18 protein-coding genes are annotated in these 21714 nt (G+C 62.3%); 5 read left to right on the forward strand and 13 right to left on the reverse strand.

Annotated elements, in window-relative coordinates; all coding sequences use genetic code 11:
* Positions 1-139 precede the first annotated feature (139 nt).
* The 3 genes from znuA (at position 140) to ACTJKE_RS33840 (ending at position 2942) form a co-directional block, all read left to right on the forward strand.
* Positions 140-1162 carry a zinc ABC transporter substrate-binding protein ZnuA gene (gene znuA, locus ACTJKE_RS33830; RefSeq protein WP_057254278.1) on the forward strand — a complete coding sequence of 341 codons (1023 nt, stop codon included), beginning with the start codon at positions 140-142 and terminating at the stop codon, positions 1160-1162.
* A 365-nt stretch (positions 1163-1527) separates the two neighbouring features.
* A complete protein-coding gene (locus ACTJKE_RS33835) occupies positions 1528-2730 on the forward strand; it encodes a CobW family GTP-binding protein (RefSeq protein WP_113514143.1) in 1203 nt (400 codons plus the stop codon).
* Entirely contained in the window at positions 2730-2942 is a 213-nt protein-coding gene (locus ACTJKE_RS33840; protein ID WP_110878712.1) for a hypothetical protein, read from the forward strand. The genes ACTJKE_RS33835 and ACTJKE_RS33840 overlap by 1 nt, the downstream gene beginning before the upstream one ends.
* A 294-nt stretch (positions 2943-3236) precedes the next feature.
* Here the strand turns inward: ACTJKE_RS33840 and ACTJKE_RS33845 are convergent, their stop codons facing one another.
* Complete coding sequence (locus ACTJKE_RS33845) at positions 3237-3518, reverse strand: RcnB family protein (RefSeq protein ID WP_440693701.1); 282 nt, start codon at positions 3516-3518, stop codon at positions 3237-3239.
* A gap of 244 nt (positions 3519-3762) precedes the next feature.
* A complete protein-coding gene (locus ACTJKE_RS33850; protein ID WP_440693696.1) occupies positions 3763-5391 on the reverse strand; it encodes a glycoside hydrolase family 43 protein in 1629 nt (542 codons plus the stop codon).
* 347 nt (positions 5392-5738) lie between these two features.
* Here ACTJKE_RS33850 and ACTJKE_RS33855 point away from each other — a divergent pair, with 347 nt between their 5' ends.
* Together ACTJKE_RS33855 and ACTJKE_RS33860 are read left to right on the forward strand one after the other, a co-directional pair.
* Positions 5739-6314 carry a TRAP transporter small permease subunit gene (locus ACTJKE_RS33855; RefSeq protein ID WP_057254270.1) on the forward strand — a complete coding sequence of 192 codons (576 nt, stop codon included), beginning with the start codon at positions 5739-5741 and terminating at the stop codon, positions 6312-6314.
* The gene (locus ACTJKE_RS33860) at positions 6311-8164 is read left to right on the forward strand and encodes a TRAP transporter large permease (RefSeq protein ID WP_057254268.1); all 1854 of its coding nucleotides are present in this window, start codon (positions 6311-6313) and stop codon (positions 8162-8164) included. Before ACTJKE_RS33855 ends, ACTJKE_RS33860 begins: the two co-directional genes overlap by 4 nt.
* A 304-nt stretch (positions 8165-8468) precedes the next feature.
* Here the strand turns inward: ACTJKE_RS33860 and ACTJKE_RS33865 are convergent, their stop codons facing one another.
* From ACTJKE_RS33865 to ACTJKE_RS33915, 11 genes are all read right to left on the reverse strand, one after another.
* Positions 8469-8882, reverse strand: coding sequence for a cupin domain-containing protein (locus tag ACTJKE_RS33865; protein WP_057254267.1), 414 nt, complete (start codon positions 8880-8882; stop codon positions 8469-8471).
* Between the two features lie 186 nt (positions 8883-9068).
* The gene (locus ACTJKE_RS33870) at positions 9069-10175 is read right to left on the reverse strand and encodes a TRAP transporter substrate-binding protein (RefSeq protein ID WP_057254265.1); all 1107 of its coding nucleotides are present in this window, start codon (positions 10173-10175) and stop codon (positions 9069-9071) included.
* A 275-nt stretch (positions 10176-10450) separates the two neighbouring features.
* A complete protein-coding gene (gene mgrA / locus ACTJKE_RS33875) occupies positions 10451-11479 on the reverse strand; it encodes an L-glyceraldehyde 3-phosphate reductase (protein WP_058328731.1) in 1029 nt (342 codons plus the stop codon).
* Between the two features lie 364 nt (positions 11480-11843).
* On the reverse strand, positions 11844-13022 hold the full coding sequence (locus ACTJKE_RS33880) for a Gfo/Idh/MocA family protein (protein WP_093232953.1): 1179 nt from the start codon (positions 13020-13022) through the stop codon (positions 11844-11846).
* A 15-nt stretch (positions 13023-13037) separates the two neighbouring features.
* On the reverse strand, positions 13038-13799 hold the full coding sequence (locus ACTJKE_RS33885; RefSeq protein ID WP_093232952.1) for a sugar phosphate isomerase/epimerase family protein: 762 nt from the start codon (positions 13797-13799) through the stop codon (positions 13038-13040).
* A gap of 64 nt (positions 13800-13863) precedes the next feature.
* Positions 13864-14553 (reverse strand): D-lyxose/D-mannose family sugar isomerase, encoded by a 690-nt coding sequence (locus ACTJKE_RS33890; RefSeq protein WP_093232951.1) that lies wholly within the window; start codon positions 14551-14553, stop codon positions 13864-13866.
* Positions 14554-14558: 5 nt separating this feature from the next.
* Positions 14559-17033, reverse strand: coding sequence for a beta-mannosidase (locus ACTJKE_RS33895; protein ID WP_440693698.1), 2475 nt, complete (start codon positions 17031-17033; stop codon positions 14559-14561).
* Between the two features lie 90 nt (positions 17034-17123).
* Positions 17124-18218, reverse strand: coding sequence for an ABC transporter ATP-binding protein (locus ACTJKE_RS33900; RefSeq protein ID WP_058324204.1), 1095 nt, complete (start codon positions 18216-18218; stop codon positions 17124-17126).
* A gap of 4 nt (positions 18219-18222) precedes the next feature.
* Positions 18223-19173, reverse strand: coding sequence for a carbohydrate ABC transporter permease (locus ACTJKE_RS33905; RefSeq protein WP_057254252.1), 951 nt, complete (start codon positions 19171-19173; stop codon positions 18223-18225).
* On the reverse strand, positions 19166-20074 hold the full coding sequence (locus ACTJKE_RS33910) for a carbohydrate ABC transporter permease (protein WP_093232948.1): 909 nt from the start codon (positions 20072-20074) through the stop codon (positions 19166-19168). The genes ACTJKE_RS33905 and ACTJKE_RS33910 overlap by 8 nt, the downstream gene beginning before the upstream one ends.
* A 208-nt stretch (positions 20075-20282) precedes the next feature.
* The gene (locus tag ACTJKE_RS33915; protein ID WP_058324202.1) at positions 20283-21518 is read right to left on the reverse strand and encodes an ABC transporter substrate-binding protein; all 1236 of its coding nucleotides are present in this window, start codon (positions 21516-21518) and stop codon (positions 20283-20285) included.
* Between the last annotated feature and the right edge of the window lie 196 nt (positions 21519-21714).

Consider the following 21714-nt stretch of genomic DNA (forward strand, 5'->3'; position numbering starts at 1 on the left):
TATAGCATAACGCAATTGATGTAATAACATTACATGATTGCTTCAAGCCCTTCAATGGCCTGTTGCATCGATGCTTTGCATGCCCGACAGCGTGCCCGGTCGATAGGGCCAGGCGCGCCATTCAAGCCCGGAGAACCCGATGAAATCGACTTCCGCCCTGCTTTTTGCCTCCACCATGCTTCTCGCCGCACCGGCCATCGCGGCCGGTCCCAATGTGGTGGTTTCGATCAAGCCGATCCACTCCCTCGTCGCCTCGATCATGCAGGGCGTCGGCGAACCGTCGCTGATTGTCGAGGGCGCCGCTTCGCCGCACACCTACAACATGAAACCTTCCAACGCCTCTGCCCTGCAGGCGGCAAAGGTGGTCTTCTGGGTCGGCCCCGGCCTTGAAGCCTTCCTCGACAAGCCGCTCGACGCGCTGAGTGGCAGCGCCAAGGTGGTGGAACTCAGCGAAGCGCCAGGCCTCGAGAAGCTGAAATTCCGCGAGGGTGGCGCGTTTGAGGCGCATGACCATGGCGATGAAGGACACGGCGACGAAGGCCACAAGCATGCGGAAGGCGAAACGGAGCATGATGACGCCGCAGCGCCGGAAGCGGCCGCCGGGCACGATCACGGCCATGATCATGAGCACGGCCACGGCGATACCGACATGCACATGTGGCTCGACCCTGTGAATGCCAAGGCGATGGCTGCCGAGATCGAGAAGACGCTCGCCGAAGCCGATCCGGACAATGCCGGCGCCTACAAGGCCAATCTTGAGGCGTTGAACAAGCGGCTGGACGACCTTGATGCAAAGCTTGCCGAAACGGTCGCGCCGGTGAAAGACAAGCCCTTCGTCGTCTTCCACGATGCCTATCAGTATTTCGAGCACCGCTACAAGGTCCGCGTCGCCGGCTCGATCACGGTCAGCCCGGAAGTGCTGCCGGGCGCCGAGCGACTTTCCCAGATCCATGCCAAGATCAAGGAGCTAGGTGCGACCTGTGTTTTTGCCGAGCCGCAGTTCGAGCCGAAGCTGATCAATGTGGTGATCGAAGGAACGCCGGCGAAATCCGGCACGCTCGACCCGGAAGCCGGCACGCTCGACGCCGGCCCGGATCTCTACTTCCAGCTGATGGAAAACATCGGCACATCGCTGAAAACCTGCCTCGCCTCGGCAAGCTGATCCGTCCTCCCAAGACGGCAAAGGCGGGCGTTCGCTTCTCTCGAATGTGGGGAGCGCCCGCCTCGCTCCGCTGGCAAAGCGTGAGATGGCATGCTTGCGAGCGGTTATCCCACACTCCGTCATCCTCGCCCTTGTGGCGGGATGCAGTGACCCGACGTCCGTCGGGTAAAAAAACTCTTTCGACCCAAGGACTTGGGCCAGCTGGATTCCTGTGACAGGCACAGGAATGACGGAGGTGTTGACCCTGCCTTCATCGGCGGGCCCTCCCGATCGGAGGCGGCTTTGTCAGCAGGCTGAAGCGGGCGATCGTGCTCGCCTTTTTTACCCGCAACAATCGTAACGATATAACATACAGGAAACAATCGATGGAAAAGCTTCCCGTTACCGTTCTCTCCGGCTTCCTCGGCGCCGGCAAGACGACGCTGCTCAACCACGTGCTTTCCAACCGCGACGGCCTGCGCGTCGCCGTCATCGTCAACGACATGAGCGAAGTCAACATCGACGCGGCGCTGGTGCGCGACGGCGGCGCCGGCCTCTCGCGCACGGAAGAGCAGCTGGTGGAAATGACCAATGGCTGCATCTGTTGCACGCTGCGCGAGGATCTGCTGAAGGAGGTCCGCAACCTCGCCGAACAGAACCGCTTCGACTATCTGCTGATCGAATCGAGCGGCATTTCCGAGCCCCTGCCCGTCGCCACCACCTTCGACTTTCGCGACGAGGACGGCGAGAGCCTGGCCGATGTCGCGCGCCTCGACACGATGGTCACCGTCGTCGATGCCGTGAACCTGATCGCGGACTATTCCTCGCTCGATTTCCTTGCCGATCGCGGTGAGACGGCGGGTGAAGGCGATACACGCACGCTCGTCGACTTGCTTGTCGAGCAGATCGAATTCGCCGATGTCGTCGTTTTGAACAAGATCGGCACCGCCACGCCCGAGCAGCTGGACGCCGCCCGCAAGATCATCGTCAGCCTTAATCCCGATGCGCAGCTGATCGAGACCGATTTCGGCAAGGTCAAGCTGCGCGATGTGCTCGGAACCGGCCGCTTCGATATCGTCCAGGCCGAGCAGCATCCCCTCTGGTACAAGGAACTGCACGGTTTCAAGGATCATGTTCCGGAGACAGAGGAATACGGCATCCACTCCTTCGTCTATGGCGCCCGCCGGCCTCTCGATCCCATGCGCTTCCAGGCTTTTCTCAATCGCTCCTGGCCGGGCGTGCTCAGGGCCAAGGGTTTCTTCTGGCTCGCGACCCGGCCGCACTATGTCGGCGAGATCAGCCAGGCGGGTCCGCTCGTCAGAACCGGCAAGATGGGCCTCTGGTGGTCCGCGGTGCCGAAGGAGCAATGGCCGCGCGACCCTGGCTTCCTGAAGGCTGTCGGTCCCTATATCGATCCGGTCTGGGGCGACCGACGCCAGGAGATCGTCTTCATCGGCGCAGGTCCGATGAGCGAGACAGAGATTCGCGCCGAACTCGACGCCTGCCTCATCGCCGACGAAGCCTTCCAACCAGAGCGCTGGCGCGATCTCGCCGATCCCTTCGCCAACTGGTCGCCGCGGGCCGCCTGATGGCAGAGGCCGCGCCAATTCCGCGTCGGCCGCGCTTCATGTGCATGGCGCTCAACACCGCCGGGCGGCCGGTGCCGATGTTCGATCCGTTCTTAGGGGAAACGGCTGGGGAGGAAGAGGCATTGGAGCCAATGGGCGAGATCGAAGGCATGTTGTTCGGAGAGCGGGAATACTCGCCGACCCTCGGAACGGTAGCGGTGCGCGCCAAGTGAAGGGGCAAACAAGACTCGAAGAGGCGCTTGTGAAGTGCAACAGCCGCAAAAACCTCCCTCATTCCTGTGCTTGTCACAGGAATCCAGCCGCGCCGCGTCGGCGGCGCGAGAAAACTCCAGGCGTCCAGCATTCCTTTCGCCGTGCCGACGCACGGCGGCTGGATCTCTGTGACAAGCACAGAGATGAGGGAGGTCTTGGTCGGCGCCGGGCGTCCGGGGGCATCCTCAGAATGATAGAAATGCCATTGCTGGCCAGCGGCGGCGCAACCGCCGCCCCTGGCCAGAAGATTGTCCTCACCGTGCCGTCGCCAGGCCGACGATGACGCCGGTTGCAAGGCTGATCAGAAGGAAGTCGTTGTCGACCCGTACCCACTGCTGGCCACGCGGCGGCGGATGCAGCTTGTAATAGCGGTAGTCCCGCACCTGGGCCATGTGGCGGCGCTCGGCCGGCGTCAGGCGATGGCCGCGCGCCCAGCGTTCCTTCTTCTTGACGATCACCCGTTTCTCGATCGTGACGTGCTTGTCGACGTGGCGGTCGACGTGACGATCCATCTGGCGATCGCCATTCCGGTCGATTGGGCGGCGGGAGCGGTCTTAGTTCTGCGCCACCTCGAAGGATCCTGCCGGCTGGGCAAGTGCCGCGACCGGCGCGATCAGAACGGAGCTGGCGAAGAGCGCGATCAGGAGACGTTTCATTCGGGTGTCCTTTCGTTGTCTGCACCCGGAAAATAGGCCCCGCCTCCTGAACCGAATATGAAACTCTACATTACAAATATGCAATGATATCCGTCGCTTATTCCATATCCCTAATGTGCCATCATCAATCTGCTGCGAGGCTGACGTAGCGGAAATGGTCGAAATCGGCCGGCTTGCCGCCCCCCGACGTGTCGAAGGCGAACATCCCGGCAAAAGCACCGGTGAACGAGCCATGCTCGCCGCGGCCGCCCTCGTCCGAAACGACGCCCGCATCGAGAACCGGGCCGATCGCGCGCCAATCCTCGGCACCCGCCTCCCGCCAGAAGAACTGCAGATCGTTGTCGCGGATCTCCATGGCAAGGTCGATCGGCCCATCCGGAATGGCGATGCCGCTGCCGACAGGGAACTCCAGCCGGCCATGCGGGAAATCGCCGGGGCATGAGAGAATGGTCAGCGCACGCCCGAGCGTTTCGTGCCACGTCACGCCGAGCGCGTGGAATTTGTGACGATTGTAGTACTGCGTCAGGCCCGCGACCTGCTGATAGGTTTCGGCCTTGAAATCCACCGTCGTCTCGGCGCGGAAGGCGTGATGTTCCTGTCGGCGGGCGACCAGCGCCTGCTCGAACCAACTGCCCATGCTCTCGCGCCCGAAGAGCCGGAGATGCCCGGGCCGCCATTCGAGCGAAAAGATCCGCTCCGGCTGCGGTGTGCGCAGCCACTGGAACTCGATCGGCAGCGCACTGTCGTTGAAATCCGTCTCTACGACGGTCGCTGCCGGTATCCGCTCGACCTGAACTGGAGCGGGCACGAGCACTTCCGGCACCGGGCCGCCGCTTTCGAGATAGAGCCAGCCGTCGTCGCGCCAGACGCATTTCTGCAGCGCCGTCTCGCGGCCGAGCGTGCAGCGACGCTGCGGCGGCAGCGGCCGGCCGCAGAGATGCGTGTGATAGGCCTGACTATCAGGTGTTTCGACATATTGTCCGTGGCCGGCACGCTGCAGCGGCGCCTCCGGGTGATCCTTTGATGTCATCAGGTAGGTATCCGGATGCATCTCGTAGGGACCATCGATCGTGCGCGACCGCGCCATGGTCACGGCATGATCATATCCGGTGCCACCTTCCGCCGTCGTCAGGTAGTACCAGCCATTGCGTTTGAAGAGATGCGGCCCTTCGACCAGGCCGAGCGCCGAGCCCGCAAAGATGTTCTTCACCGGACCGACGAGCTTGCGTGTACGTTCGTCCCACTCCTGCAGCAAAATGCCGTCGAAAGCCGGATGCTTGGGCGAACCGCCGAAACTCTCGGTGCGGTGGTTCCACTGCATGTTGAGGAACCACTTGCGGCCATCGTCGTCGTGGAAGAGCGACGGATCGAATCCGGAGGAATTGACGTAGACCGGATCCGACCAGGTCGCCTCGATCGCCTCCGCCGTGACGATGTAGTTGTGCGCGTCCTTGAAGTTGCCGTCGAAGCGCTTGACGTCGGTGTAGACCAGCCAGAACAGCCCGTCGTTGTAGGAGAGGCACGGCGCCCAGACGCCGCAGCTATCAGGGTTGCCGCGCATGTCGAGCTGGCTTGCCCGCTCCAGCGGCCGACGCACGAGCCGCCAGTTCACCAGGTCGCGCGAGTGATGGATCTGCACACCCGGATACCATTCGAAGGTGGAGGTCGCGATGTAGTAATCGTCGCCGACGCGGCAGATCGAAGGGTCCGGATTGAACCCCTTCAGGATCGGGTTGCGGATCATGGCAGTCATGGGTTTCGGCGTCCTCCGTTGGTGCGCACATCCGATCTCAAAAATCATACGATTTCAAGACTGCAACGTTGCAGTAAGACGTTCAAGCACCTCTCTATGGCCGTCTTTCCACACCGATTCGCACCGCTGACGCGCCGGCGGGAACCGTCCGCTCACGCTCAGACCGACGAAGCGGTACGGGTTTGCACAAACAATGGGCAGAGCGCCGGGACAGCTTATTCTACTTTAGTCGGAGGCGGCCGAACTACACGGGAAAATCGTACCTCGGACTTGAACGCGCGCTTGAAATCGGCACTCTGGCTGTGCTTGGCACAAGAACCATAAGAGCCATCGCGGGGAGGAAATCGATGAGAGCTTTGCTCGGCTTCAGCCGATTAATAGACACGATCACGGAATTCATCGGAAAGGGCGTTTCATGGCTGATCCTGGCGGCAGTGCTCGTCAGCGCCGGCAATGCCGTGATCCGAAAAATCTTCAACATGTCGTCGAACGCCTGGCTCGAGGCGCAATGGTACCTGTTCGGCGCCGCCTTCATGTTTGCCGCCGCCTACACGCTCAGCCAGAACGAACACATCCGTATCGACGTGGTCTACGGCCAGTTCTCGCGTCGCGTGCAGCACTGGATCGATCTGCTCGGACACCTGCTGTTCCTGATGCCCTTCGTTCTCCTGGTGCTCTACTACCTCTTCCCCTACGTGAAGATGTCCTACGTCTCGGGCGAGGTCTCCTCCTCGGCCGGCGGCCTGATCATCTGGCCGGCCAAGGCCATCCTGCTGGTCGGCTTCCTGCTGCTCGCCTTCCAGGGTGTGTCGGAAATCATCAAGAAGATCGCGATCATGACCGGAAACATGGAAGACCCGACACCCTATGTGCCGACCCATGCGCCGCTTGACGATGTCGTGTCTCCGGAGACCCGTCCATGATCGAATTCATTGCTGAAAACCTGGCGCCGATCATGTTCGCGTCGCTGATCGTGTTCCTGCTCTTGGGATACCCGGTCGCCTTCTCGCTCGCCGCCAACGGCCTGCTGTTCTTCATCATCGGCGTCGAGCTCGCGCCGCTGTCGGACTCGATCAATCTTTCCTGGCCGCTGCTCAATGCACTGCCGGACCGGTTCTGGGGGGTGATGTCAAACGACACATTGCTCGCCATCCCGTTCTTTACCTTCATGGGGATCGTGCTCGAGAAATCGGGCATGGCCGAAGACCTGCTCGACACCGTCGGCCAGCTCTTCGGCCCGATCCGCGGCGGTCTTGCCTATGCGGTCATCTTCGTCGGCGCGCTGCTCGCAGCCACCACCGGTGTCGTTGCCGCCTCGGTCATCGCCATGGGCCTGATCTCGCTGCCGATCATGCTGCGCTACGGCTATGACCGGAAGGTCGCCTCGGGCGTCATCGCGGCTTCGGGCACGCTTGCCCAGATCATCCCGCCGTCGCTCGTGCTCATCGTTCTTGCCGACCAGCTCGGCCGCTCGGTCGGCGACATGTACGCCGGCGCCCTGATCCCGGGCCTCGTGCTGACCGGCCTTTACATGGTCTACATCCTGCTGATGACCTTCATCCGGCGCGATTCGATGCCGGCCCTGCCGCTGGAAGCCCGCACGCTCGGTTCCGGCGTCACGTCGCTCGCCGTTGCGCTGGCGGTGGCGGCAGGCATCGCGTATGCCGCCCACGTCTATCTCTACCCGACCCAGGGCGAGAATGCCGACATCCTCGGCGGCACCGTCGGCGTCATCGTCATCTACGTCGTCGCGCTTATCGACCGCGGCCTGAAGATCAATGCGATGTCGAGGCTTGCCCAGCAGGTCATCATCGTGCTGATCCCGCCCTTGGCGCTGATCTTCCTCGTCCTCGGCACCATCTTCCTCGGCATCGCGACGCCGACCGAAGGCGGTGCGATGGGCGCCGTCGGTGCGCTGATCATGGCAGCCGCCAAGGGCCGTCTCAACATGGACGTGGTGCGCGGGGCGCTCACGGCAACGACCCGGCTTTCGGCCTTCGTGCTGTTCATCCTGATCGGTGCGCGCGTCTTCTCGCTCACCTTCTATGGCGTCAACGGCCACATCTGGGTCGAACACCTGCTGACGGCGATGCCGGGCGGCGAAACCGGCTTCCTCATTACCGTCAACCTGCTCGTCTTCTTCCTGGCCTTCTTCCTGGATTTCTTCGAGCTCGCCTTCATCATCGTGCCGCTCCTGGCGCCCGCCGCCGACAAGCTCGGCATCGACCTCATCTGGTTCGGCGTTCTGCTCGGCATCAACATGCAGACGAGCTTCATGCACCCACCCTTCGGCTTCGCGCTCTTCTATCTGCGTTCGGTCGCGGCAAAGGTGCCCTATCTCGACAAAATCACCGGCAAGACGATCCAGCCCGTCACGACCGGGCAGATCTACTGGGGTGCGGTGCCTTTCGTCGGCATCCAGATCCTGATGGTGGCGCTGACGATCATGTTCCCGCAGATGGTCATGCACTACAAGGGAACGGGCACGGGCGTCGATCCGAACACAATCAAGATCGAGGTGCCGGGCTTTGCGCCGGGTGGTGGCCTGACGCTTCCGGACAATGGCGGTGGCCTCGGCCTTCCGGGCGGCCTGCAGCTTCCAGGCGGCAGCCCGCTCGACCAGAAGCCTGCGGATCAGGGCGGCGGCTCCGGCGCCCAGCCGCAGACCGCGCCCTCGAACGACCTCAGCCAGCCGCCTTCGTTCGGCGGCACGGGTGCCCAGCCGCAGACGGCACCGTCAAACGACCTCAGCCAGCCGCCTTCGTTCAAGTAAGACGGCTGGCACACAAAACATAAGGGCGGCCCCGCAAGGGCCGCCCTTTTCGTTTGCCGACAACGATACTCGATGCCTGTAGGAGGTCGAGCGCAAACCACACTCTCCCCCATTCCTGTGCCTGTCACAGGAATCTAGCCAGCCCAAGTCCTTGGGCTGAAAAGAGTCTTTCGTCCGACGGACGTCGGATCGCTGGATCCCCGCCACAAGGGCGAGGATGAGGGAGAACGGGGCACGCATATCGCCGCAGGCCATCGTCGAGGTCTGTCAGCAATCTCAGGGCAGCCACACCAAACGCACTTGCTCAATCGATCCTCTTGGCCGGATTGTCGCGATACCAGTCGACGATCATGGGCATCATCTCCTCGAACGGTCCGCCGACATAGACGTTGAGCAGACCCATGCGCGATGCGCTCTCATTGCGGAAATCATGCATCGTTCCGCGCGGGATGACGCAGAGCGAGCCCTTGGCCATCTGGTGCCAGGTGTCGCCGACCAGGATGCTGGCGGTGCCCTCGATGACGTAGAAAATCTCGTCATTGTCGTCGTGCTTGTGAGCGCCGGGTCCTTCATGCCGAGCATCGAGCCACCATTCCGAGATCGAAAAGCGGCCTAGGGTTTCCGGGCGATCGGCTTTGAAGACAGCCTGTATGGCACCCATGTCGTACCGGCGGCCCTGATGGGGACCGAGCACGACCGATTGGCCTTCGCTTGGCATTGCACCTTCTCCCTTTCATCAAGGCCGCAACCATACCACGAAACCGCTGCCGTGCCGCGCCTCCTGCGCATGCGTAGGGATCAGAAATGCAGGGTCGTCGGGACGCCGGCGGCCTCCGGCCGAAACGAAAAGCCGCCCGCAACAGACGTTGCGAGCGGCCCTTTGTCATCAGCAACAGGCGAAAGCTTAGAGCTTGCCGCCGCGCTGCTGGATCATCATGAAGGTGTCGTAGTTGTATTCGGCGATCTGGGCGTTGAGGTAGTACTCGCCGCGGAAGGCCTTGATCGAGTCCCAGATCTTCTTGAAGGTCGGGTTCGAGTCTTCCATTTCGGCATAGACTTCGTTCGCCTTGTCGAAGCAGGCCGACAGGATTTCGGCGCTGAACGGGCTGAGCTTGGCACCGGAAGCCACCAGGCGCTTGATCGCCGACGGGTTCAGGTAGTCGTACTTCTGCAGCATGTTCGCGTCGGTCGCCTGGCAGGCGGTGCGCAGCAGCGACTGGTAGTTCTTCGGCAAGCCGTCGAAGGCCGCCTTGTTGAACATGGCGTGGACCGTCGGGCCACCTTCCCACCAGCCGGGATAGTAGTAGTAGGGCGCGACCTTGTAGAAGCCGAGCTTCTCGTCGTCATAGGGGCCGACCCATTCGGCGGCGTCGATGGTGCCCTTTTCGAGCGCCGGATAGATGTCGCCGCCGGCGATCTGCTGCGGCACGACGCCGAGCTTCTCGACGACCTTGCCGGCGAAGCCCCCGATGCGCATCTTCAGGCCCTGCATATCGGCGACCGTCTTGATCTCCTTGCGGAACCAGCCGCCCATCTGCACGCCGGTATTACCGTTGGGGAAACCGACGAGGCCCTGGGTTCCCAGGAACTCGTTGAAGAGATCGATGCCGCCGCCGTGGTAGTGCCAGGCGTTCATGCCGCGCGCATTGAGCGCGAAGGGAACGGCGGCACCAAGCGCCCAGGTCGGGTCCTTGCCCCAGTAATAGTAGGAAACCGTGTGGCAAGCCTCGACCGTACCGGCAGCCGCCGCGTCAGCAGCCTGCAGGCCGGGCACGATTTCGCCGGCGGCGAAGACCTGAATCTGGAAGTTGCCGTCGGTCGCTTCCGACACATGCTTCGCCAGCACTTCACCGCCGCCATAGATCGTGTCGAGCGACTTTGGGAACGACGATGCCAGGCGCCAGTTGATCTTGGGGTTTGCCTGCGCAATGGCCGGCGTTGCAAGCGCGGCAGCACCCGCTGCGGCCAAGCCACCGAGGCTTGCGTTTTTGATAAATGAACGGCGATCCATGGTTCCTCCCCTAGTTCTCGCCAAAAGGGCGGCCGCGATCAGCGCTACCACCCATCAATCCACCCTGCCCCTTCCCGGGCGACGGTGGCTCCTCCTCGTTAACCTGCCGAAACGACGCAAATCGGCGTCGCAATCGACCGGCATTGCAGCACCTTACAGAAACACCGGACCATGTCCAGAAGGCGCTTTCCGGCACCTATTCGACTTTTGTCTAATGCGCCGGAAAGCAGGCAGTTTTGCCCAAAATGCAGGCAAATCAATGTTTTCAGCAGAACTTAGCGTTCGGCCGACGATGCCCAGAGGTTGATATCGGCCTCACGGGCATAGAGATCGATCTCGGCCAGCTCCTCCGCCGTGAACGTGTCGTTTTCGAGCGCCTTGACGCAATCGACGATCTGTTCGGAGCGGCTGGCGCCGATCAGCGCCGAGGTGATCCGGCCGTTGCGCAGCACCCAGGCAAGCGCCATCTGCGCCAGAGTCTGGCCGCGCTTTTCGGCGATGCCGTTCAGCTTGCGGATGTTGTCGATGATCTCCGGGCGGATGAAGTCCTTCTTGAGGAAGTGGTTCTGCGCCGCCCGGCTGTCGCTCGGAATGCCCTGCAGATACTTGGTCGTCAGCATGCCCTGGGCAAGCGGCGAAAAGACGATCGAGCCGATGCCGAGATCTTCGAGCGTGTGGATCAGGCCATCGTCCTCGATCCAGCGGTTGAGCATCGAATAGCTCGGCTGATGGATGAGGCACGGTGTGCCGAGATCCTTGAGAATTGCAGCCGCTTCGCGGGTGCGCTGCGAATTGTAGGAGGAAATGCCGACATAAAGCGCCCTGCCCGAACGCACGATATGGTCGAGCGCGCCACAGGTTTCTTCAAGCGGCGTGTCCGGATCGAAACGGTGCGAATAGAAGATGTCGACATAGTCGAGCCCCATGCGCTTCAGGCTCTGGTCGCAGGAAGCGATCATGTACTTGCGGCTGCCCCATTCGCCGTAAGGACCGGCCCACATATCGTAGCCGGCCTTGGACGAGATGATCAGCTCATCGCGCAGATGGGCGAAATCCGTGCGCATGATTTCGCCGAAGGCGGTCTCGGCCGAGCCCGGAGGCGGGCCGTAATTGTTGGCGAGATCGAAATGGGTAATGCCGAGGTCAAACGCGGTGCGGCACATGTCGACCTTGCGGTCATGCGGCGTGTCACCGCCGAAATTGTGCCAGAGCCCCAGCGAGATCGCCGGCAGCTTCAGGCCGGAGCGGCCGACGCGGTTATACTTCATGGTGTCGTAGCGGTTTTCCGCCGGTAGCCAGGTCATCGCACAATCCTCCGCGATCCGTATCCGGATGGCGGCATGCACCTACCATCCCTCAAAACGAGAAGGGTTTCCGTGATCACGGAAACCCAAGCTTGCTGTCAAAGATATCTCTAATCGCCGAACGCTCGCGAGGGAAGCTTTGCCCCAGCCAAAATCTCCGTCATTCCTGTGCTTGTCACAGGAATCCAGCCAGCCCAAGTCCTTGGGCTGAATAGTCTTTTGACCCGACAGACGTCGTGTCGCTGGATCCCCGCCACAAGGGCGAGGATGAGGGAGGTTGGGGTGCAGCTCTCCCCCGGAAGCCTCTCTTCCGAGTTTGCAGAGGGCCCCCTGGTCCGCGGCGCGCGTGCCGGACGGCTGCCCCCTATGAAGCCGCAGCGACGCGATTTCCCGACATTTCTTCTTGCCGCTCCCGCAGCAGCGCCCGCGCCTCCTCGATGCCGAGCGCGGCCGGCTGCGTGCAGGTGGTGGAGAGCTCGATGAAGCGGCCCTCCTCGCCCGATTTCAGGATCGAGACCATGACGTCGACGCCGTGCAGCGCCCGGTCGAGCGAGCAGCGGGCATCGCGGCCTTCAAGGATCGCCTGCGCCATGTCGGCTAGGCCGGCGGTGCGGTAGTTCGCCATCGGTCCCTGCGGATGCTCCTGGTTTTCGACGCCGAAGGGATGATCCCAGGGTTCCAGTGGCTCAATGTTCCTGTCGCGACCGCTTATCTCCACCTTGCCGCCGAAGAAGTTCGGATCGGGCACGTAGAGCGAGCCTTCGGTGCCATAGAGCTCCATATTGGCATGGCGATGCGACCAGACATCCCAGCTCGCCGACAGGGTGATCGTCGCGCCATTTTGGAACTCGAGCAGCGCGTGGATGTTGGTCGGGGTCTTGACCGGGATCTCCTCGCCCTTGCGTGGCTCGCTGGTGATGGTGCGGGTCGGGTTGGCCATGGAGGACAGTGCTGCGACGCGCTTCACCGGCCCGATCAGGTTGATCAGGTTGGCGATGTAATAGGGGCCGAGATCGAGGATCGGGCCGCCGCCGGGCAGGAAGAAGAAGTCCGGGTTCGGATGCCACATCTCCATGCCCGGGCTCATCACGTGGCAGGTGCCAGACGTCACCCGGCCGATCTTGCCGGCATCGATGGTGCTGCGGGCCAGCTGGTGCGCGCCGCCGAGGAAGGTGTCCGGTGCGCAACCGACGGAAAGGCCTTTGTCCCTAGCGATCGCCCTGAGGTCTTCGCCCTGTTCGAGCGAAAGCACCAATGGCTTTTCAGAGTAGACGTGCTTGCCGGCCTCGAGGATCGCCTTCGACACCGGGTAGTGCGCGTCCGGGATCGTCAGGTTGACGACGATGTCGACGTCAGGATTGGCGAGCAGCGCTTCGATGCTCTGCGCCTCGACGCCGTATTCGGCTGCCCGCGCCTCGGCTGCCGCCGGGTTGATGTCGGCGCAGGCGACGACCTTGATGCCCTTAAAGAGGGGAGCGAGCTTGAAGTAGGTGGTGGAGATGTTGCCGCATCCGATGATGCCGACGCCAAGTTCCTTGGTCATGGATGAACCTGCTTCTCAATAGGATTGGATGGAGGCGAGCGAACGCTTGGCGAAGCGCTTGAAATCGCTCGGATTGTCATGTTCCGCAATGAAGTAGCGGGCCTTGGTTCCTGAGAGCGCCTGGAACAGGCCTTTCCAGTCGACTGTGCCCTCGCCGACATCGGCCCAGCCGTCCTCGTCCTTCTTCTCGCCGGTGGGCGCGATGTCCTTCACGTGGACGGCGGTGATGCGGTCGCCGTATTTCCTGATCCAGGCGATCGGGTCGGCACCGCCGCGGATGATCCAGGCGATGTCGGCTTCCCAGGAAAGATCCGGTCCGCCTTCGAAGATCAGGTCCTGCGGAATGCTGCCGTCAGGAAGGGCAAAGAATTCGAAGTCGTGGTTGTGCCAGCCGAAGATCAGCCCGGCATCGCGATAGGGCTTGCCGGCCTTCTGCAGCCGCTCTCCGAAGGCACGCCAGCCGGCCGCATCCGTCGGGCGCTGGTCGGGCATCAGGTACGGGCAATAGATCGCCTGGATGCCGAGCGCCTTGGCGATCTCCAGCACGCGGCCCGGATCGCTTTCGAGCATGTCCAAGCCAAAGTGCGCCGTCGGCATGGCGAGGCCATTGCTGTCGAGCCCTTCCTTGAAGCTCGCGATCTCCGCGTCGCTGAGCGCCGCATAGAGTGCGCCATAGCCTTCGACCTGGCTGTAGCCGGCCTGTCCGAGTGCCTCGAGCACATTGGCGAACGGCGGGAAATTGCGGGCGCTATAAAGCTGGAAACTGACGTCCTTCATGAAATCCTCCTCGAAAGATCGTTTGGTCTTGGGTCAATTGCCCTTGGGGGTTGGGGTCCTGGGATCACTTGAGCCAGGTGTCGTAGTCCGACACCAGCAGGTGGGTGGGTGCCGCGTCCTCCTCGATCGCCGAGAAGCGACCGACGGGCTCGCGGAAATAGTTGTCGGTGAGATCGTCGTTGACGGTCGAAACCTCGCCCATCAGCACGTCCGTGGCTTCGGCCCAGAAGGCGTGCCAGTTGCCGGGCAAAAGCGTGACGCTTTCGCCGGCCTTGAGCTTCAAGAGTTCGCCAGCCTTGAGTGTGCGAAGTCGCGCATCGGTGGCGACGACGACATCGCTCTCCTCGTCGACGGTGCCATCAGGCCTCGAATTGTACATCTGCAGCACCAGCGAGCCGCCGCCGCGGTTGATGATGTCCTCGGTCTTCACCGCATGGCGGTGCAGCGGATTGACCTGGTCCTTGGCGGTGATCATCAGCTTCTCGGCATAGACCATGCCGTGGCCGGTCGTGAGGTTCGCGGCGTTGCCATTGCGCAGCGTGAAGAGCACGAGCCCGAATTCATCGAAGCGTCCCTTGCCGTAGTCGGTGATGTCCCAGCCGAGCCGGGCATCGAAGATCGTCGGGCTGTCAGAGGCGACCCGCGCCTTCAGTTGTTCTGGCGACCAGTAGGCAAAGGGCGGCAGTGTGAAGCCGTAGCTCTTCATGAAGGCACCGCTCTCGGCGATGATATCGTTGACGTGGCTGCGTTTCATGGCGGTCAACCTTTTCCCTGGCAGGATTCAAGATCGAAGGCGGCAAAGCGCGGAAGCTCGCCTGCGGCGAGCGGCACCTTCGGCGTGAAGCGGACAAGCTTGGTTTCCCCGGCCAGCAGATCAAAGGCATTGTCGGAGTATCGGCCGGCGACATCGGCCTCGATCATCACATGCAGCGCCAGGCCGCTTGCCTTGACGCTGACGTCGAAAGCGCCTTCGCCCGCGGGCGCCACATCGAGTGTCAAACCGGACGGTTGCAGGTCGAGTGCCTTGTAGGTGCCGTTGGCGTGGTGCCCCTCGCCGCGCATGCCGTTCGATGCATCGAACGACCAGAACAACAGGTGATCCGCCGGAATATCGGAAGCCGCAAGCGTCACCAGGGTCGCCGCGCGATCCGGGCTGCAGGTGCCGGCGGCCGCCGTCAGCGGCGTGCGCTTGCAATCGAGCGAAACCAAGAAGGTCTGAAGCTCGACCGTCACCGGCTCCGCCGTATCGTTGACCATCGAGAAGGCGATCTCTCTGCCATCCGCCGATGGGATGGCCGCGACCGAAACCGGCTGGAAGAACCGGCGGACCATATAGTGCATCGCCTTCCAGCTACCACCATAGTCGAGGCTCGACCAGGAGGCGACCGGCCAGGTGTCGTTGAGCTGCCAGTAGAGCGTGCCCATGCAATGGGGTTTTAGCGAGCGCCAATAGTCGACGGCCGTGCGGATCGCCAGCCCCTGCTGGATCTGGCTGAGATAAACGAAAGCCGGGAAATCCTTGGGGAAGCGGAAATATCGGAACATCGTGCCGGCGATGCGCTCATTGCCGCCGACATTCTTCTGGTGGCTCTCGATCACAGGCGACGCGATGTTGAGGTCCTTCTCCGCCGCAAACTGCCGGATGACCGGCATCGACGTATAGGACTGGAAGCCGAACTCCGAGCAGAAACGCGGGCGCACGGTGCGGTAATTGTCGAAGGACTTGTTCTCGTGCCAAACCGACCAGTAGTGCATGTCGCCGGAACCATCGGCATGCCAGGCGTCGCCGAAATCGAGATAGCCGGACGCCGGGCTCGACGGCCACCAGATCGCTTCGGGAAGTGCGGCCTTCAGCGCCACCTCGATCGTGCGGTTCAGCCGATCATAGGAGACGAGATAGCGGTCGCGATCCTTGCGCGGCTCGTCGAACCAGGTGAGTGCACCGACCAGCTCGTTGTCACCGCACCAGACCGTGATCGATGGATGCGACGACAGGCGCTTTGCCTGATAATCCACCTCTGCCGCGACATTCTCCAGGAAATCCGGGGTCGAGGGATAGAGGTTGCAGGCGAACATGAAGTCCTGCCACACCAAAAGCCCGAGCCGGTCGCAGAGATCGTAGAACCAGTTCGGCTCGTAGAAGCCGCCGCCCCAGACCCGGATCATGTTCATGTTGGCGTCCACTGCCGAGGTCAGCAGATCCTCGACGCCCTCTGGCGTCACCCGCGACATCAGCGCATCGGCCGGGATCCAGTTGGCACCCTTGCAGAAGATCTCGCGGCCGTTGACGCGGAAGGCAAAGCGGCTGCCGGCCTCGTCCTTGTCGGTCACCAGCTCGATCGTGCGGAAACCGATCTGGCGGCTCACTTGCTCCTGCGGCACCTCGACCGTCAGATGTGACAAATGCTGCTCGCCGCTACCCGCCGGCCACCAGCGCTTTGGTTTTGCGACGGTGAAGACATGGGTGATGCGCGTCTCGCCCTTGCCGACGGCGCAGTCCAGCCGCTCGCGGTCCTCGTCGAGCGAAAAATGTATGGGGACGATGCCGGGCGCGTCGGCAAACAGCGTCACCGTCACCAGAAGGTCGACCGAACCGTCCTCAAGCCAGACCTGCTTGGTCGTCACATGCTCGATGCGGGCGATCTCCAGCCGGCAGAGCGCGAGCTCGCCGTAGACGCCGAGCGGCGCGATTGCGATGTTCCAGTCCCAGCCGAAATGGCACTGGGGCTTGCGCAGCATGTTGCCATTGGCGATCGGCGAATTGCCGGGATGGTAAGGCACGTAGAAGGGCTGCTCGGCCTGCCGGCGCGCGCCTTCGGCGATCGAGGAATGCAGCACGATGCGGATGCGGTTCTCCCCGGCGACGAGCGCGCGGGAAACATCGGGTCTATAGCGGCGGAAGCAGTTCTCCGCTTCGAGCACCAGCGTGTCGTTGACGAAGACCGAGGCAACGGTATCGAGGCATTCGAGGTCGAGATACCAGTAGCCCGCGAGTTCGTCGGCGGCGACCGTGACTGTTCGCTCGATCACCCAGTCCTTGTGCGCCACCCACTGCACGTCATTCTCGTTGCGACCGACATAGGGGTCTTCGATCACGCCCGCTTTCTGCAAGGCCGAGTGCACGTCGCCCGGCAGCGCCATAGCCAAGCTGTGGCTGTTGTCGACCGAGCTGAGCTGCCAATCCCCTGAAATGTCGAGACGGATGGCGGTTCGGGTGTAGTCCTCAGAGAGCATTGTCGTATTTCCATGGATCAACCGGCGACGCCGGCGCTGTCATTGCTGGGAGACGCCGGACAGAGGTCTCTGTCCGGCACGTCGTTTATCTCAGATCCGGTTCTCACTCGTCGCATCGAAGATCGAGGCAACCGCCATGTCGAAGGAGAGCGTGACGGCCGTGCCTGGCGCATAGCGCCGCTGGCCGGCGATGCGCACCGACATCGACTGCCCGGCGAGTTTCAGCCACAACAGATTGTCGGCGCCCATCGGTTCCTCGATATCGACCACCGCCCGGTGCGAGGCCGCAGCCCCGCTTGCCGCCTCGTCGACGCGCACATGTTCGGGCCTGAGGCCAAGGACAACCTTCTGCCCGTGCACGAGGGGTGCCCGCGACGGATAGGCGGACACGTCGAAATCGACGCCGTTGGCGTGGACGTAGGCGCGCTGGTCCCGAAGCTGCAGCTCGCCGCGGAAGAAGTTCATCGACGGCGAGCCAATGAAGCCGGCGACGAACAGGTTTTCCGGGGCGTTGTAGATCGTCATCGGATCGGCCAGCTGCTGGATCACACCGCTCTTCATGACAGCGATGCGGTCAGCCAGCGTCAGCGCCTCGATCTGATCGTGGGTGACGTAGATCATCGTGTTCTTCAGCGACTGGTGCAGCCGCTTGATCTCGACGCGCAGCTCCGAGCGCAGCTTGGCGTCAAGGTTGGAGAGCGGCTCGTCGAACAGGAACACGTCGACGTCGCGCACCAGCGCCCGGCCAATCGCCACGCGCTGGCGCTGGCCACCGGAAAGCTCAGACGGTTTGCGCTTCAGGAGCGGCTGGATCTGCAGGATCTCGGAGGCGCGGCGCACACGTTTGTCGATCTCCTCCTTCGGGACCTTCGCAACCTGCAGGCCGAAGGAAAGGTTCTTCTCCACCGACATCTGCGGATAGAGCGCGTAGGACTGGAACACCATGCCGATGCCGCGGTCCTTCGGCTCCTCCCAGGTGACATTCTTGTTCTTGATGAAGATCTGCCCGTCGCTGACATCGAGCAGGCCAGCGATGCAATTGAGCAGGGTCGACTTGCCGCAGCCGGACGAGCCGAGCAGCACCAGGAATTCGCCGTCCTTGATGTCGAGGTTGAGCGTGTCGAGCACAGTGACGGCACCGAAGCTCAACGACAGGTCTTTGACCGATACGCTGACGTTTTGCATGTCCTTACCCTTTCACTGCGCCGGCGGCGATGCCGCGAACAAAAAGCCGTCCGGAGACGAAGTAGACGAAGAGCGGCACGGCACCCGTCAGGATCGTCGCCGCCATGTTGACGTTGTATTCCTTCACGCCCTGGACCGAGTTGACGATGTTGTTGAGCTGAACCGTCATCGGGTAGTATTCCGGCCGGGTGAACACGACGCCGAACAGGAAGTCGTTCCAGATGCCGGTGACCTGCAGGATCATCGCCACGACGAAGATCGGCAGCGACATCGGCAGCATGATCCTGAAGTAGATCGTCCAGAACCCGGCGCCATCGACGCGCGCCGCCTTGAACAGTTCCTCCGGCAGGCCGGCGAAATAGTTGCGGAAGAGCAGCGTCAGGATCGGCATGCCGAAGATGGTGTGCACGATGATGAGGCCGGTCAGCGTGCCGTAGATGCCCATTTCCCGGAGCACGATGACGATCGGGTAGATCATCACCTGATAGGGAATGAAGGCGCCGACGATCAGGATCGTGAAGAACAGCTCCGCGCCCTTGAAGCGCCAGTTGGCAAGCGCATAGCCGTTGACCGAGGCGATCGCGATCGAGACGATCGTCGAGGGAACGGTGATGCGCACCGAGTTCCAGAAGCCGCGCGAAAGGCCGTCGCAGTTAAGCCCGGTGCAGGCACTCGCCCAGGCCTTCGCCCACGGCTCGAAGGTAATTTCGACCGGCGGCGCGAAGATGTTGCCGAGCCGGATTTCCGGCATGCCCTTGAGCGAGGTCATGACCATCACATAGAGCGGCAGCAGGTAGTAGAGCGCCACGACGATCAGCGTGCCGTAGATCATGATGTTACGGCCCGACAGCGCCCGGCGGGGTTTGCGACCGCGTGGGCCGGCGATAACCCTGTCGGCTTGCGCCTGGGGTGCGGCTTCGTCAGCCACCGAATTGAAAGCAACGATATCAGACACGCTTGCGCCCTCCCCCGAATTCCAGATAGGCCCAAGGCACGATGATGATGGCGACGGTGATCAGCATCATGGTCGAGGCGGCGAAGCCCTGACCGAGGTTCTGCGCCTGGAACATGTAGTCGTAGACGTACTTGGCCGGCACTTCCGACGCGATGCCGGGGCCGCCGCTCGTCTGCGCCACCACAAGGTCGTAGACCTTGACGATGCCGCTCGCGATAATCACCAGCGTGGTGATGAAGACGCCGCGCATCATCGGGATGACGACGAAGATGTAGGTCTTCCACATCGGAATGCCGTCGACGCGCGCCGCCTTCCAGATGTCCTCGTCGATGCCGCGCAGCCCAGCGAGCATCAGGCACATGACGAGCCCGGTGCCCTGCCAGAGCGCGGCGATCAGGATGCCGTAAATGACGATGTCGGCGTTATAGAGCGGGTCGAAGGTAAAACTCTCCCAGCCGGCCGAACGCACCACAGACTGGATGCCGAATTCCGGATTGAGCAGCCATTGCCACACCAGGCCCGTCACGATGAAGGACAGGGCGAAGGGATAGAGCATGATCGTGCGGAAGGTATTTTCGAAGCGGATCTTCTGATCCATCAGCGCCGCCAGCACGAAGCCGATGACCAGGCTGAAGATCAGCGAAAAGACGCCGTAGATCGCCAGATTCTGCACCGAGACCAGCCAACGCGGCGCGTCCCAGAGGCGCTCGTACTGATCGAGGCCGACGAAGGATAGCCGCGGCAAGAGCTTGGAATTGGTGAAGGAATAGACGACCGTCCAGATCGTGCCGCCGAGGAAAATCACCACGGCCGTCAGGATCATCGGGACGGAGGCAATCTTCGCGTTCAGGTTCCGCAGCCACTGGTTCGGTCGGCCCGAACCTTGTGTGTAGCCTGCCATGTTTCGTTCCTCCGGAACTGCAATGGGTTTCGGACGATGGGCAGCGCCGCGCGATCAACGTCGACGTCGTGCCGCATCAGGGCGACAACCGCTCCCTAAGTGCCGCGTGAAGGCGAACGCACGCGCGGCTGTCGGCACGTCGTGCCGAAAGGGAGGCCTTGGCCGGCCCACGCCATTACGGCGGGACCGGTCAATCAGGCAGTTGCGGTTACTCCGCGTTCGCGATGATGTCGGCGAAACGCTTCTGCGCGTCTTCCGGCGTGATCGACGAGTTGGCGAAGAATTCGGAGAACAGGTCCTCCTTCTGCTTCTGGCTGTCGGCCGAAAGCAGCTGGTCGGTGCCCTGGATCACGTTGCCCTTGGCAAGGATGTCCAGGCCCTTCTTCATGCAGTCGTTGGCGGCTGCGAGGTCGACGTCGCCACGCACCGGCAGCGAGCCCTTCTTGAGATTGAAGGCGACCTGGGTCTTCGGATCGAGCAGCGTCGAAGCCAACGCCTCCTGCGCCTTGGACTTTTCTTCGTCCTTCAGCAGCGGGAAGTAGAATGCGTCGCCACCGGTCGAAATGATCTCGTTGACGCCGAGACCCGGAAGGCAGGTGTAATCCGTTCCGGCTTTCTGGCCGGCAAGCGCGAATTCACCTTGAGCCCAGTCACCCATGATCTGGCCGCCGGCCTTGCCGGTGATGACCATGTTCGTCGCCTGGTTCCAGTCCTGGACATTGGTGCCCTTGGACATGCGGCGGGCGTCGTCAGCGGCCTTGAAGACCTTGGCGATCTCAGGACCGGCCGCCACTTCCTCGTCCTTGTCGCCAAAGACCTTCTGGAACGTGTCCTTGCCGGCGATCGCCACCATCAGCACGTCGAAGGCGCCGGCTGCCTGCCAGGGCTGGCCACCGACTGCGAGCGGCACGATGCCGGCCTTTTCCAGCGCCGGTGCGGCGGCAACAAACTCGTCCCAGTTCTTCGGAACTTCGACGCCGGCCGTCTTGAAGGCGGCGTTCGACAGCCACAGCCACTGCCAGGAGTGGATGTTGACCGGGGCGCAATAGATCTTGCCGTCGATGGTGCAGGAATCGAGCAGGCTTGCCGGCTTGATGATGTCCTTCCACTTCTCGCGGGTCGCGACGTCGGTCAGGTCGCGCATCAGGCCGGCCTGAACCAGCTCTTCTGCCTGGCGGCCGTGGTTGAACTGCGTGGCGCCCATCGGATCACCGCCGGTGATGCGGCTGATCATGATCGGGCGGGCAGTGCCGCCGGAGCCGGCGATTGCGCCGTCAACCCAGTGATTGCCCGTTGCGTCGAAGGCCTTCGCGAGTTCCGCGACCGCGGCTGCTTCGCCGCCGGACGTCCACCAATGGGTTACTTCAAGATCGGCGGCACTGGCCGCACCGAGTGGCAGGGCCACCGCGGTCGCGAGCATGGCTGCAAAAGAACGTATTTTCATGAGTCTCCTCCCTCACTGTAACGTTACCGTAAAAAACTTAATGCAATCGATTACAGGACGCAACACCCACCACAATCGATTTAAACAGAATCTTAGAAAACACCTATTGCGTGCAGATGACAGCGGACGTCCAAAGCGCTTTGCGCCCGGCGCCTGCCCCTTCGCGTCTTGCAGAAGACTCGCTTATATAGCTGAT

Origin of the sequence: Ensifer sp. 22521, assembly GCF_052044795.1 — a bacterium.
GTDB lineage: Bacteria > Pseudomonadota > Alphaproteobacteria > Rhizobiales > Rhizobiaceae > Ensifer.